This is a genomic window from Geodermatophilus aquaeductus, from assembly GCF_900182545.1.
Taxonomy (GTDB): domain Bacteria; phylum Actinomycetota; class Actinomycetes; order Mycobacteriales; family Geodermatophilaceae; genus Geodermatophilus; species Geodermatophilus aquaeductus.
On record NZ_FXTJ01000001.1, the window covers coordinates 451,587 to 465,324 of the forward strand.

General features: G+C 74.0%; 12 protein-coding genes. 3 read left to right on the top strand and 9 right to left on the bottom strand.

Annotated features, from left to right (window positions below; all coding sequences use genetic code 11):
• Nucleotides 1–73 precede the first annotated feature (73 nt).
• Nucleotides 74–1,363 carry an adenylosuccinate synthase gene (locus FN207_RS02260; RefSeq protein WP_142456719.1) on the bottom strand — a complete coding sequence of 430 codons (1,290 nt, stop codon included), beginning with the start codon at nucleotides 1,361–1,363 and terminating at the stop codon, nucleotides 74–76.
• 66 nt (nucleotides 1,364–1,429) lie between these two features.
• Between FN207_RS02260 and FN207_RS02265 the strand changes: the two genes are divergently transcribed.
• The 3 genes from FN207_RS02265 to FN207_RS02275 all read left to right on the top strand — a co-directional run bounded on the left by FN207_RS02265 (nucleotide 1,430) and on the right by FN207_RS02275 (nucleotide 3,953).
• Nucleotides 1,430–2,044 (top strand): hypothetical protein, encoded by a 615-nt coding sequence (locus FN207_RS02265; protein ID WP_142456720.1) that lies wholly within the window; start codon nucleotides 1,430–1,432, stop codon nucleotides 2,042–2,044.
• Between the two features lie 68 nt (nucleotides 2,045–2,112).
• Nucleotides 2,113–3,156 carry an ABC transporter permease gene (locus FN207_RS02270; protein WP_246065693.1) on the top strand — a complete coding sequence of 348 codons (1,044 nt, stop codon included), beginning with the start codon at nucleotides 2,113–2,115 and terminating at the stop codon, nucleotides 3,154–3,156.
• A complete protein-coding gene (locus FN207_RS02275; RefSeq protein ID WP_142456721.1) occupies nucleotides 3,153–3,953 on the top strand; it encodes an ATP-binding cassette domain-containing protein in 801 nt (266 codons plus the stop codon). Before FN207_RS02270 ends, FN207_RS02275 begins: the two co-directional genes overlap by 4 nt.
• 51 nt (nucleotides 3,954–4,004) lie before the next feature.
• Here the strand turns inward: FN207_RS02275 and FN207_RS02280 are convergent, their stop codons facing one another.
• From FN207_RS02280 to clpB, 8 genes are all read right to left on the bottom strand, one after another.
• A complete protein-coding gene (locus tag FN207_RS02280; RefSeq protein ID WP_142456722.1) occupies nucleotides 4,005–4,409 on the bottom strand; it encodes a DUF3151 domain-containing protein in 405 nt (134 codons plus the stop codon).
• A gap of 3 nt (nucleotides 4,410–4,412) precedes the next feature.
• Nucleotides 4,413–5,447, bottom strand: a complete 1,035-nt coding sequence (gene fbaA / locus FN207_RS02285) for a class II fructose-bisphosphate aldolase (RefSeq protein ID WP_142456723.1) — start codon at nucleotides 5,445–5,447, stop codon at nucleotides 4,413–4,415.
• A gap of 81 nt (nucleotides 5,448–5,528) precedes the next feature.
• Entirely contained in the window at nucleotides 5,529–6,923 is a 1,395-nt protein-coding gene (locus FN207_RS02290; protein ID WP_142456724.1) for an FAD-binding oxidoreductase, read from the bottom strand.
• 72 nt (nucleotides 6,924–6,995) lie between these two features.
• Nucleotides 6,996–7,598, bottom strand: coding sequence for an orotate phosphoribosyltransferase (gene pyrE / locus FN207_RS02295; protein WP_142456725.1), 603 nt, complete (start codon nucleotides 7,596–7,598; stop codon nucleotides 6,996–6,998).
• 110 nt (nucleotides 7,599–7,708) lie between these two features.
• Entirely contained in the window at nucleotides 7,709–8,386 is a 678-nt protein-coding gene (locus tag FN207_RS02300; RefSeq protein ID WP_142456726.1) for a fasciclin domain-containing protein, read from the bottom strand.
• A 144-nt stretch (nucleotides 8,387–8,530) separates the two neighbouring features.
• Nucleotides 8,531–10,189 (bottom strand): molybdopterin-dependent oxidoreductase, encoded by a 1,659-nt coding sequence (locus tag FN207_RS02305; protein ID WP_221887994.1) that lies wholly within the window; start codon nucleotides 10,187–10,189, stop codon nucleotides 8,531–8,533.
• Between the two features lie 88 nt (nucleotides 10,190–10,277).
• Nucleotides 10,278–10,898 (bottom strand): hypothetical protein, encoded by a 621-nt coding sequence (locus FN207_RS02310; RefSeq protein ID WP_142456727.1) that lies wholly within the window; start codon nucleotides 10,896–10,898, stop codon nucleotides 10,278–10,280.
• A 180-nt stretch (nucleotides 10,899–11,078) separates the two neighbouring features.
• Complete coding sequence (gene clpB, locus FN207_RS02315; RefSeq protein WP_142456728.1) at nucleotides 11,079–13,676, bottom strand: ATP-dependent chaperone ClpB; 2,598 nt, start codon at nucleotides 13,674–13,676, stop codon at nucleotides 11,079–11,081.
• Nucleotides 13,677–13,738: the final 62 nt, after the last annotated feature.

Genomic DNA, 13,738 nt, shown 5'->3' on the forward strand with positions numbered 1-13,738 from the left:
GGGAGGCCCCCGTCTTCATGGCATTCAGGGACACCGGCAGCAGTCATGCCGCACATGATCCGCAGGACAGGTCCTAGTCGATCAGATCGTGGACGACCACGTTCTCGTCGCGCCCGGGACCCACACCGATCACGCTGATCCGAGCGCCGGCGAGCTCCTCGAGCCGCCGGACGTAGGCCTGCGCGTTCGGCGGGAGCTCCTCGAAGCGCCGGCAGTGCCGGATGTCCTCGAACCAGCCCGGCATGTCCTCGTAGATCGGCTTCGCGTGGTGGAAGCCGGTCTGCGTCATCGGCATCTCCTCGTGCCGGACACCGTCGACGTCGTAGGCGACGCAGATCGGCACCGTCTCCAGCCCGGAGAGCACGTCGAGCTTGGTGAGGAAGAAGTCGGTGATGCCGTTGACCCGGCTGGCGTAGCGGGCGACGACGGCGTCGAACCAGCCGCAGCGCCGGTCCCGGCCGGTGGTGACGCCGACCTCGCCGCCCTGCTTGCGGAGGTACTCGCCGTTGGCGTCGAACAGCTCGGTCGGGAACGGGCCGGAGCCGACACGGGTCGTGTAGGCCTTGAGGATCCCGACCACGCGGGAGATGCGGGTGGGGCCGATGCCACTGCCGGTGGCCGCACCGCCCGCCGTGGGGTTCGACGACGTCACGAACGGATACGTGCCGTGGTCGACGTCGAGCAGCGTGCCCTGCGAGCCCTCCAGCAGCACCCACTGGCCGGCTTCGAGGGCGTTGCCCAGCAGCAGCCGGGTGTCGGCGATGCGGTCCTTGAGCTGCTCGGCGTAGCCGGCGTACTCCTCGACGACCTCGTCGACGTCGATGGCCTTGCGGTTGTAGACCTTGACCAGGACCTGGTTCTTCTCGACCAGCGTGCCCTCGAGCTTCTGCCGCAGGATCGACAGGTCGAGCAGGTCGGCCACCCGGATGCCGGTGCGGGCCACCTTGTCGCCGTAGGCGGGGCCGATCCCGCGGCCGGTCGTGCCGATCTTGCGCTTGCCGAGGAACCGCTCGGTGACCCGGTCCAGCGCCCGGTGGTGCGGCATGATCAGGTGCGCGTCTGCCGAGATGACCAGCTTCGAGGTGTCGACCCCGCGCTCCTCCAGCCCGGCCAGCTCCCCGATGAGCACCTGCGGGTCGACGACGACGCCGTTGCCGATGACCGGCGTGCACCCGGGCGTGAGGATCCCCGAGGGGATCAGGTGCAGGGCGTAGCGCTCGCCGTCGGGCGTGATGACGGTGTGCCCGGCGTTGTTGCCGCCCTGGTAGCGGACCACGTAGGGCACCCGGCCCCCGAGCAGGTCGGTGGCCTTCCCCTTGCCCTCGTCGCCCCACTGGGCACCGATCAGCACGACTGCCGGCATCTCGTCGTCATCCCCCTGGGACTCGTCACCGGCGGTCGACCGGCTGGCAGGTGGCAGGGTATCGGCATGTCCCTCGTCGAGTTGGACCTGCGCGGTCTCGGCCCCGGACAGGCACCCGACCGGGCGGCCGTCGCCCCCGTGGTGGACGCCGGGACGCTGCTCGTGCGCGGCCCCGTGCCGGCCCTGGCGGCCGCGCTCGCCGCGCTGCACGCGGCCGGCCGGACGGCGGAGGTACCGGTGTCCTGGGAGCCCGCCGACGACGCCCCCTCCCGCGGCCTGGCCCGCGACCTGGGCATCGGCAGCGGCGACGAGCGCGAGCTGTCGCTGGTCCGCGACGACCACGGCGGGGTGCTGCTGCAGCACGGGCGCTACGAGCCGGCCGAGAAGGGCCGGCTGCCGCTGGCCGCCCGGCTGGGCGTGCAGGCCCACCACGACGACGAGCGGGTGGCCGACGGGATGGTCGCCCGCATCGACGTGCGCCCGGACTGGCGCGCGGTGGACACGATCCGGGTCGTCGTCTCCCCGCAGCTCATGCGGCCGCCGCGGCGCAGCACCGGCCGCGCGCTGCAGCTGGCCAGCGACCCCGCCCAGGTCACCCGCGACGGCGTCGTCTACCCGCGGCCGGTGTCGCGCTGGACGTGGTACGCCGACGACCGAGTGCGCTGGCGCCTGCGTCCCTGACGCGCGGCCGGTCGTGGACACTGGAGTCGTTCCAGCCCGAGGAGGCCCTCCTGCGCTCGTTCGCCCCGGTGTCCGTCGACCGGCTGCCCTCCCGCGGCACGCCGCCGCGTCGGCGGCTGCTGGACGGGGTCCTCGCCCGGCCGGGCCTCGCCGCGGTCCTGGGTCTGCTCGTCGTCGTCCTGCTCTTCGGGCTGCGGGTCCCGGACCTGTTCAGCCCGGCCGGCCTGGCCGCGGTCCTCGACTCCGCGGCGCTGCTCGGCATCGGTGGCGTGGCGGTGGGCCTGCTGCTCGTCGGCGGCCACTTCGACCTCTCGATCGGCACGGTGACCCTCTCCAGCGCCGTCCTGACGGCGGTCCTCGCCGGGCCGGGTGAGTGGGGGATCTGGCCCGCGCTGCTGACGTCGCTGGCCGCGGCGCTCGCCGTCGGGCTGGTCAACGGCTGGCTGGTGGTCCGCACCGGGCTGCCGAGCTTCCTGGTCACCCTCGCGACCGCGCTGGTGCTGCAGGGCACGACGCTGTCGGCGCTGCCGTTGGTCGCCGGCGCGCCCCGCATCAGCGGGCTGGACGCGGCACCGGGCTGGTCGTCGGCGTCGGCGGTGTTCGGCGCGACCGCCGAGGTGGGCGGCGGCGTCTTCCCCGTCTCGGTGCTGTGGTGGCTGGCCGCGACCGCGGGCGCCGGCTGGCTGCTGTGGCGCACCCGCTTCGGCAACGAGGTGCTGGCCATGGGCGGCTCCCGCCGCGCCGCCCGCGAGCTCGGCGTGCCGGTCCGCCGGACGACGCTGGTGCTCTACGTGCTCACCGCGACGGCGGGCTGGCTGATCGGCACGCTGGCGCTGGTGCCGGCCGCGAGCGTCGGCGCCACCCCGACGCTGGTGACCGCGATCGACTATGTGGTGGTCGCCGTCATCGGCGGCTGCCTGCTCACCGGCGGCTTCGGCTCCATGGCCGGTGCCGCGGCGGGCGCGCTGCTGTACGCCGTCGCGCGCGAGGGCGTGGAGCTGGCCGGGTGGGACCAGCGCTGGTCGCAGGCGGCTCTCGGTGTCCTGCTGCTGGTCGCGCTGCTGGTGGGAGGGGCGGTGCGCGGCCGGCTGCGGGCCGCGCCGCGGTCGTGAGCGCGCCCCCGGTGCTCGAGCTGCGCGGGCTGACCGTGCGCCACGGCAGCGTCCCGGCGCTCGACCGGGTCGGCGTCACGCTGGAGGGCGGGCGGATCACCTGCGTGCTCGGGGAGAACGGGTCGGGCAAGTCCACGCTGGTCTCGGTGCTGTCGGGACTGCGCCGGCACGACGAGGGCGAGCTGCTCCTCGACGGCGTCCCGGTGCGCTTCCCCAGCCCGCGGGCTGCGCGCGCCGCGGGGATCGCGACGGTGTGGCAGGACCTCGCCGTCGCCCCGCTGCTGTCGGTGTGGCGCAACCTCTGCCTGGGCGCCGAGCCGACCCGCGGGGCGTGGCCGCTGCGGCGGCTCGACGTCGACGCCGCCCGGGAGACCACCGTGCGGGCGCTGGAGCGCATCGGCGTCACCGGCGTGGACCCCGACCAGCCGGTGAACTCGCTGCGTCCGGGGCTGCGGCAGAGCCTGGCCATCGCCCGGGCGGTGCACTACGGCGCGCGGGCGCTGGTGCTCGACGAGCCCACCGAGCCGATGACCATCGCGCAGCACACGCTGGTCGGGCAGGCGGTGCTGGGCGCGCGGGCGCAGGGGCTCGCCGTCGTCCTCGTCACCCACAACCCGCGCTACGCGCACCTGGTCGGCGACCGCTTCCTGCTGCTGGCGCGCGGCCAGGTCGCCGGCGACCTCACCCGGGCCGACGTCGACTCCGACGACCTGACCCGCCTCATGGCCGGCGGCGAGGAGCTGACCGCGCTGACCACCCGCCTGCAGGAGCTGCACCCCGAGCTCGGCGACCGCTGACCGTGCACCTCCGCGGATCTGCACCGGGCAGATCCGCGGAGGTGCACGGCCTCAGGGCACGAGGGTGGGGTCGCAGTCGCGCAGCAGCTGGGTGCAGCGCTCCTGCTCGTCGACCTCGCCGATCGCCTCGGCCGCGCGGGCCAGCACGGTGACGCAGCGCAGGAACCCGCGGTTGGGCTCGTGCGACCACGGCACCGGGCCGTAGCCCTTCCAGCCGTTCTTGCGCAGCGCGTCGAGGCCGCGGTGGTAGCCGGTGCGGGCGTAGGCGTAGGCCTCGATGGTGCGGCCGCCCTCGAGCGCCGCCTCGGCCAGTGCCGCCCAGGCCGCGCTGGCGCGCGGGTGACCGGCGGCCACCTCGGCGGGGTCGGTGCCGGCGGCCAGCGCCGCCTCGGCCTCGGGGTCGCCCGGCAGCAGGGTGGCCGGCGGCTCGCCCAGCAGGTTGTGAGAGTGAGTCATGGCTCAGGCGCTCGGCGACTGGCCGGCCGACAGCAGGTCCTCGCAGGCCTGCTGCACACGGGCGGCCATGCCCGTCTCGGCCAGCTTCATGTAGGGCCGCGGGTCGTAGGCCTTCTTGTTGCCGACCTCGCCGTCGACCTTCAGGACGCCGTCGTAGTTGCTGAACATGTGCCCGGCGATCGGCCGCGTGAAGGCGTACTGGGTGTCGGTGTCGACGTTCATCTTCACCACGCCGTAGGACAGCGCCTCGCGGATCTCCGACTGCAGCGAGCCCGAGCCGCCGTGGAAGACGAAGTTGAACGGCTTGCTGCCCTCGGGCAGGCCCAGCTCCTCGGTGACGACCTCCTGGCCCTCCTTGAGGATCTCCGGCCGCAGCTTGACGTTGCCCGGCTTGTAGACGCCGTGGACGTTGCCGAAGGTGGCCGCCAGCAGGTAGACGCCGCGCTCGCCGAGGCCGAGGTGCTTGGCCGTGGCCACGAAGTCGCCGGGGGCGGTGTAGAGCTTCTCGTTGATGTCGTGCGCGACGCCGTCCTCCTCGCCGCCGACGACGCCGATCTCGAGCTCCAGCACGATCTTGGCCGCCGCGCACTTGTCGATGAGCTCCTCGGCGATCTGGAGGTTCTCCTCCAGGTCGATCGCCGAGCCGTCCCACATGTGCGACTGGAACAGCGGCGCCTGGCCGGCGTCGACCCGGTCCTTCGACAGCGCGATCAGGGGGCGGACGTAGGAGTCGAGCTTGTCCTTGGGGCAGTGGTCGGTATGCAGCGCGACGTTGACCGGGTAGCGCTCGGCGACGACGTGCGCGAACTCGGCCAGCGCCACCGCGCCGGTGACCATGTCCTTGACCCGGGTGCCCGAGCCGAACTCGGCGCCACCGGTGGAGAACTGGATGATCCCGTCGCTGCCGGCGTCGGCGAAGCCGCGCAGGGCCGCGTTGATGGTCTCCGACGACGTGCAGTTGATGGCCGGGTAGGCGAAGCCGCCCTCCTTCGCCCGGCTGATCATGTCGGCGTAGACCTCGGGGGTCGCGATGGGCATCGGGGCACTCCTGTCGATCGACGCTGGTCGGCGGTCAGTATCGCGCCCGGGCCGGTGGTGCCGACAGCGGGCGGGTGGGGTTCATCCCCGGCGGCGCAGCACCTTGCCGGGGTTGAGCAGGCCGGCCGGGTCGAGGGCGTCCTTGATCCGGCGGTGCACGTCCAGCGACACGGTGCCGACCTCGCGCTCGAGCCACTCGACCTTGATCGAGCCGATGCCGTGCTCACCGGTGACCGTGCCGCCCAGCGCCAGCCCGAGCTCGAGGATGTCGTCGAAGGCGGCGAAGGCCCGCGCCCGCTGGCCGTCGTCGGTGGGGTCGAAGCAGATGGTCGGGTGCATGTTGCCGTCGCCGGCGTGCCCGACGACGCCGATCGTGAGCTCGCGGCGGACGGCGATCCCGTCGCAGCCGTCGAGGAAGGCCGCGATCCGCGAGCGCGGCACGGCGACGTCGTCGATGAGCGTGGCGCCGAGCTGCTCGAGCGCGGGCAGCGCCATCCGGCGGGCGGCGAGCAGCAGGTCGCCCTCGGCCGGGTCCTCGGTGGTGTGCACCAGCTGAGCGCCGGCCTCCCGGCACAGCTGCGCGAGCGCCTCCACCTCGGCGCGGGCCGCCTCTCCCCCGGTGTCGGACTGGGCCACCAACAGGGCGTGCGCGTCGCGGTCGAGGTCGGCGTGCAGCAGGTCGTCGACGGCGCGGATGCAGGTGTTGTCCATGACCTCCAGCAGGCTGGGCACCAGCCCCGTGGTGACCACGCGCTCGACCACCTGCCCGGTCTGCGCGGTGGTGGCGAACGTGGCCACGAGGGTCACCGGCTTCTGCGGCGCCGGGCGCAGCGCCAGCGTGGCCTCGGTGATGACGCCGAGGGTGCCCTCCGAGCCCACGAACAGCCGCGCCAGGTCGTAGCCGGCGACGCCCTTGACCGTGCGCCGCCCGGTGCGCAGCACCTGCCCGTCGGCGAGCACGACCTCCAGGCCGAGCACGTAGTCGGTGGTGACGCCGTACTTCACGCAGCACAGGCCGCCGGAGTTCTGCGACAGGTTGCCGCCGATCGTGCACCAGTCGTAGCTGGAGGGGTCCGGGGGATAGAACAGCCCCGAGCCCGCGACGGCGTCGCGCAGCGCCTTGTTGACCACGCCGGGCTGCACGACGGCGAGCCGGTCGGCCGGGGAGACCTCCAGGACGGCGTCCATGCGGGTCATGACGATCGTGATGGCGCCGTCGACGGCGTTGCTCGCGCCGGCCAGCCCGGAGCCCGCGCCGCGCGGCACCACGGGGACGCCGTGCCGCGAGGCCACCCGCATCACCGCGACGACGTCGGCGGTGTCGCGGGGGAAGACCACCGCGGCGGGCGTACCGGCCTCGGCGAGCATCGCCTGGTCGCGGGCGTAGCTGCTGGTGACGTCAGGGTCGGTGAGGACGCCGTCCGGACCGAGCACGGCGGCGAGCTCCTCGACCCACGCGGTGGCGAGTGTGGTCACCGCCACACCGTACGGCCGGACTCCGTGCACATCCGCGGAGATGCACGGTGCATCTCCGCGGATGTGCACGGATCACTCCAGGCCGAGGTCGGACAGCTCGAAGGCGGCGCGGTACTCCAGCCCGGCGGCCTCGACGGCGGCCCGCCCACCGCGGTCGACGATCACCGCCACGCCGATCACCTCGGCGCCGGCCTCCTGCAGCGCCTCGACGGCGGTCAGCGGGCTGCTGCCGGTGGTGGAGACGTCGTCGACGACGAGCACCGAGCGCCCGGTGACGTCGGGGCCCTCGATCCGCCGCTGCATCCCGTGGGCCTTGCCTGCCTTGCGGACCACGCACGCGTCGAGGAAGCCCTCGCCGTCGGAGGCGGCGTGCAGCATGGCCGCGGCCACCGGGTCGGCGCCGAGGGTGAGCCCGCCGACGACGTCGTAGCGCAGGTCGCCGGTCAGCTGGCGCATCACCCGGCCGACCAGCGGCGCGCCCTCGTGGTGCAGCGTCAGCCGGCGCATGTCGACGTACCAGTCGGCCTCGCGCCCGGAGGACAGCGTGACCCGCCCGTGGACGACGGCGAGGTCGACGACCAGCTCCAGCAGGCGGTCGCGGTCGGGATGGCCGGCCCCGTTCCAGGGGCCCGCCCCGAGGGACGAGGGGCGGGGGGGAACGGGGTCCTTCTGCATGGGATCGACCCTACGCACGGCACCGGCCCGGCTCCGCGAGGGAGCCGGGCCGGTGGCCGGTGCACGGTGCTCGGTGCTGAGGTGCCGGGGTGCTGGGGTGCCGGGTGGGATCAGCCGGCCGCGGGGGCCAGCACCTGGTCGACGATGTAGACGGTGGCGTTGGCGGTCTGCACGTTGCCGCAGATCACGCTGGCCGGCGTGCCGGTGACGGTCTGGGCGACGGTGAAGCTCTCGCCCGACCCCTCGATGGTGACCTCGTCGCCGGCGACGGTGGTGTGCGTGCCGGCGAGCTGGTCGGGCGAGAGCCGGCCCGGGATGACGTGGTGGGTCAGGATCTGGGTCAGCGTCGCCTGGTCGGCGAGGACGGCCTGTAGCTGGTCGGCCGGGATGGCCTCGAACGCCGGGTTGGCCGGGGCGATGACGGTGATGTCGTCGGTGGTGTTCAGCGTGTCGACCAGGTTGGCCGCGGTGACCGCCTGCACCAGCGTGGACAGGACCGGGTTGTTGCTCGCCGCGGTGGCGACCGGGTCGTCGGTCATGCCGGAGAAGCTGCCCTCGCCGTCGGCGGGGACGGCGGTGCAGCCGGCGCCGAAGGGCTCGTCACTGGCCGGCTCGGCCATCGTGCTGCTGCTCTCCATCGGCTCCGAGCTCTCCGAGGCCGACGAGCTGCTGTCCGGGGAGGAGCTGTCGCTCGCGGCGCTGGTCTCGTCGGAGCCGCAGGCGCTCAGGGTGACCGCCAGGGTGGAGGCGGAGGCCAGCAGGAGGCCGCGGGTCAGGGTGCTCTTCATGGGGGTTGTGCTCCTCGGTCGTTGGTTGCACGGTCTCACCCGGCCCGTTCGAGGGGTCGGGAGAGGCGTCTGCGGCCGGGTGGCCGAGACGGGCTCAGGGGATGGTGGGCTGCCCTGCCGGCCGGCGCCGGTGGGGCGGGACCGCTAGGTCGCGATCACCCGGATCGAGTGCAGGCCGCTCGCTCCGTTCGGGAACGGCCGGGCGCGCTCCTCGGGCTGCACCTCGCCGTCGGCCGCGGTGGCCCGGACGGTGAGCTGGTAGGAGCCGGGGGCGAAGTCGACGGGCAGCTGCCACTGCCGCCACAGGTCGGCGTCGACGGCGGGGGCGAGCTGAGCCTCCTGCCACTCGCCGTCGTCGACCCGGACCTCGACGCGCCGGATGCCGCGGGTCTGGGCCCACGCGACGCCGGCGACGGCGCGCCGCCCGGCGGGGAACTGCCGCAGCGGGGCCGGAGTGTCGATGCGCGAGGCCACCTTGATCGGGCCGTCGGCCGCCCAGTCGCGCTCGACCCAGTAGGCGTCGAAGGCGTCGTAGGTGGTGGCCTCGATCGAGGTCAGCCACTTGCAGGCGGAGACGTAGCCGTAGAGGCCGGGGATGAGCATCCGGACGGGGAAGCCGTGCTCGACGGGGAGCGGCTCACCGTTCATCCCGAAGGCGAGCATGGCGTCCTCGACATCGAGCGCCGAGCGGGTCGGGGCGCCGATGGTCATGCCGTCGACGGAGCGGCACACGAGCTGGTCGGAGCGGTCGGAGACGCCGTTCTCGCGGAGGAGGTCGCCCAGCGGGACGCCGATCCAGCGGGCGGTGCCGGCCAGCCGGCCGCCGACCTCGTTGGAGACGCAGGTGAGGGTTATGTCGCGCTCGATGACGTCGTCGCGGCCGAACAGGTCGGCCAGCGTGTAGCTGCGCGGCGAGTCGACCATCCCGCGCAGCTCGAGCCGGTAGTCGGCCGGGCGGATCTGCGGGACGGTGATGGCGGTGTCGACCCGGTAGAAGTCGCGGTTCGCGGTGAACAGCGTCGTCAGGCCCTCGACCTGCTCGGCGAGGTCGGCTCCGGCGGGCAGGGCCGGGGCCGGGGACGACGGCGTGGGGAGGGTGAGCTCGCCACGGGCGTTGCTGACGTCGAAGCGGCGCTGAAGGAGGCGCCCGCCGCCGCCGGTGACCGCGGCCGCGCCGAGGGCGACGCCGCCGGTGAGGACGAAGCGGCGGCGGTCCATGCCGCTGCCCTTGCGGTCGGCCATAGACAGCGCGCCGCGCAGCCGGTCCACGACGGCCTCGTCGGCGGTGCGGGGCGCCACCGGGGCGGAGACGGTCAGCGGGTCGACGAGCAGCAGCAGGGCGAGGACCCCGACGACGGCGCCCAGCACCGACGGCAGCGCGTCGAGCAGGCCGCCCGCCGGCCGGGTGGCCGCGGCCAGCGCCCCGAGGACGCCGAAGAGGGCGATGCCGGCCACGCCGAGGCGGCGCGACCGCAGCGACAGCAGCCCGATGAGCAGGGCATACAGCGCGACGACGATCAGCGTGCCGGCGACCAGGGCGATCTTGTCGTTCTCGCCGAAGGTGGCGATGGCGAACTGCTTGACCGGCTCGGGCACGAGCGTGATCACGGTGTCCCCGACGGCCACGACCGGCGAGGAGGCCGGCCCGACGAGCGCGGCGACCAGCTCGGCCACGCCGAGCGCGACAGCCGCGGCGAGCAGCCCGGCGAGCGCGCCGAGCAGGCGACGCGGGCCCCGGCCGGCGGGAGGCGGGGTCCCGTCCGGTCCGGTGGCCGGCGCGGGGGCCTGCTCGGTGGTGGTCACGCCCCGGGTTCGGCGTGGATCGGCGAGCGGTTCATCCAGGTTGGTCACGATGGGATAACGGGCACCCGGGTTGTGTGCCCGTTCCGGATCAGAGGCCGCGGGCGCGCTGCCAGCCGCGGTACCGGTACCACTCGCTGGCCGGCTTCTGCGCCAGCGTGACGACGCCGACCAGGATCAACAGGTACTGGACGAGGGACAGGACGGTCAGCAGACCGGGCAGCGGCGAGCCGAACAGGCTGACGAGGCCGGACACCAGCGCCAGGCCACCGAGCACCCAGAGCACGATGCGGGCCCAGTTGCGCCCCTGCCAGGCGAACCACACGAACATGAGCTCGAGGGCGACGAAGACCAGCCCGAAGACGACGCCGACCAGGATGACGCCGGTGCCTGCGGCGTCGGTGACGCCGGAGTAGTCCGCCGGGTCGAGCCCCTGGTCGAGCAGGGCCTGGTCGACCAGCTCGTCGAGCTGCGCGAAGGTCAACACGGAGCTGACGAGGGCCAGCAGGATGCTCGCCACCCAGGCGCCGACGCCCAGCCGCACGGCCTGCGGGCGCTCGACCGGCGGAGGCGCGCCCCATGCGTCGGGCGCGGCGGGCGCGGACCCGTAGCCCCCGGAGGGCTGCTGGGAGTAGGGGTGCTGCCCGTACGGCTGTCCGTACGGCTGCTGCCCCTGCTGGTCCCAGCCCTGCGGTCCCTGTCCTGCGGTCATGTCCGTCCTCTCCCGTGCGATCGCCCGCATGATGATCGACCGATCGCCGCCCGGCCACCCTCCGACGCGCGGCGGGCCCGCCGTCCCCGGAGGGACGACGGGCCCAGGAAGCCGAGCGGGCGGCCACTCTGCAGGGCCCCGCCGCGAGCGCGCGAGCGGTGGGGGCAGAGGGGTCCTTGCTCAGGCGCGGCGGACGGTCAGCCCGGCGTCGGCGTCGCCGCCTGCGACGTCGGCCGGCCAGTCGACGACGACCTCGTCGCCGTCGCGGACCTCGCCGCTCAGCAGCGCGCGGGCCAGCGGGTCACCGATGGCCGACTGCACGAGCCGGCGCAGCGGGCGGGCGCCGTACACGGGGTCGAACCCGTTGAGCGCCAGCCACTCGCGGGCGGCGTCGGTGACCGTGAGCGTCAGCCGGCGGGCGGCCAGACGGCGGGCGAGCACGGCCACCTGGATGTCGACGATCCCGGCCAGCTCCTCGCTGCCCAGGGCACGGAACACCACGACGTCGTCGAGGCGGTTGAGGAACTCCGGCTTGAAGTGCGACCGGACCACCTCCATGACCGCGTCGCGCCGCCGCAGCTCCGGCACCGACTGGTCGGCGATCAGCTGCGACCCGAGGTTCGACGTCAGGATCAGGATCGTGTTGCGGAAGTCGACCGTGCGGCCCTGCCCGTCGGTGAGCCGGCCGTCGTCGAGGACCTGCAGCAGCACGTCGAAGACGTCGGGGTGGGCCTTCTCCACCTCGTCGAGCAGCACGACGGTGTAGGGGCGCCGCCGGACCGCCTCGGTGAGCTGTCCGCCGGCCTCGTAGCCGACGTAGCCGGGCGGGGCGCCGACCAGGCGGGCCACCGAGTGCTTCTCGGAGTACTCGCTCATGTCGATGCGGACCATCGCCCGCTCGTCGTCGAACAGGAACTCCGCCAGCGCCTTGGCCAGCTCGGTCTTGCCGACGCCGGTGGGCCCGAGGAACAGGAACGAGCCGGTGGGCCGGTCGGGGTCGGAGATGCCGGACCGGGCCCGGCGCACGGCGTCGGAGACGGCGCGGACGGCGTCGGGCTGGCCGACGACCCGCTGGGCGAGCCCGTCCTCCATCCGCAGCAGCTTCTGCGTCTCGCCCTCGAGCAGCCGGCCGGCGGGGATGCCGGTCCAGGCCTGGACGACCTCGGCGATGTCGTCGGGGCCGACCTCCTCCTTGAGCATGGAGGCCTGGGCCTCGACCTCGTCCTCGGCCGTGGCGAGCTGCTTCTCCAGCTGCGGGATCCGGCCGTAGCGCAGCTCGGCGACGCGGGCGAGGTCGCCCTCGCGCTCGGCGCGCTCGGACTCGGTGCGCAGCCGCTCCAGCTCCTCCTTGACCTGCTGGATCCGGACGATCGCGCCCTTGTCCTGCTGCCAGCGCGCGGTCAGCTCGGCGAGCTCCTGCCGGCGGTCGGCCAGGTCGCTGCGCAGCACCGCCAGCCGGTCCAGGGAGGCGGCGTCGTCCTCCTTGGCCAGCGCCATCTCCTCGATCTCCATGCGGCGCACGGCGCGCTCGACCTCGTCGACCTCGACCGGCCGGCTGTCGATCTCCATGCGCAGCCGGCTGGCGGCCTCGTCGACCAGGTCGATCGCCTTGTCGGGGAGGAAGCGGGCCGTGACGTACCGGTCGGACAGGGTGGCGGCGGCGACGATCGCGGCGTCGGTGATCCGGACGCCGTGGTGCACCTCGTAGCGCTCCTTGAGCCCGCGCAGGATCCCGATGGTGTCCTCGACCGAGGGCTCGCCGACGAAGACCTGCTGGAAGCGCCGCTCGAGGGCGGGGTCCTTCTCGATGTGCTCGCGGTACTCGTCGAGCGTCGTCGCGCCGACCATCCGCAGTTCGCCGCGGGCCAGCATCGGCTTGATCATGTTCCCGGCGTCCATGGCCGAGTCGCCGGTGGCGCCGGCGCCGACGATGGTGTGCAGCTCGTCGATGAAGGTGACCACCTGGCCCTCGGCCTCGGTGATCTCCTGCAGCACGGCCTTGAGCCGCTCCTCGAACTCACCGCGGTACTTGGCGCCGGCCACCATCGCGGCCAGGTCCAACGCCATCAGCCGCTTGCCCTTGAGGCTCTCGGGGACGTCGCCGGCCACGATGCGCTGGGCCAGGCCCTCGACGATCGCCGTCTTGCCGACGCCGGGCTCGCCGATCAGCACGGGGTTGTTCTTGGTGCGGCGGGAGAGCACCTGCACGACGCGGCGGATCTCGGCGTCGCGGCCGATGACCGGGTCGATCTTCCCCTCGCGGGCGCGCTCGGTGAGGTCGACGGCGAACTTCTGCAGTGCCTGGAAGGTGCTCTCGGGGTCGGCCGTGGTGACCTTGCGGTTGCCGCGCACGGTGCGGAAGGCGGCCAGCAGGGCGTCGCGGGTGGCACCGGCGCTGGTGAGCACCGCGCCGGCCTCGCCCTCGGAGCCGGCCAGACCGACCAGCAGGTGCTCGGTGGAGACGTACTCGTCGCCCAGCGCGCTGGCCTGCTCACCGGCGGCGTTGACCACCCGCAGCAGCTCGCGCGAGGCCTGCGGGGCGGGCACGGTGGCGCCACTGACGCTGGGCAGCCGGCGCAGCGCGGCCTCGGCCTTGGCCCGGACCTCGGCCGGGTCGGCGCCGACGGCGGTCAGCAGGGGGCCGGCAATGCCGTCGGACTGCTGCAGGAGCGCCACGAGCAGGTGCAGGGGCTCGAGGCCGGCCTGCCCCCGGTCGACCGCCAGCCGCTGGGCGGCCGCGAACGCCTCCTGCGAACGGGTGGTCAGCTTGCTCTCCATGGTCGGTGCTGTCGCTCCTTCTGTCAGGGGTGCCGGGAACGCCCCGGCGCGGTGCTGGTCTC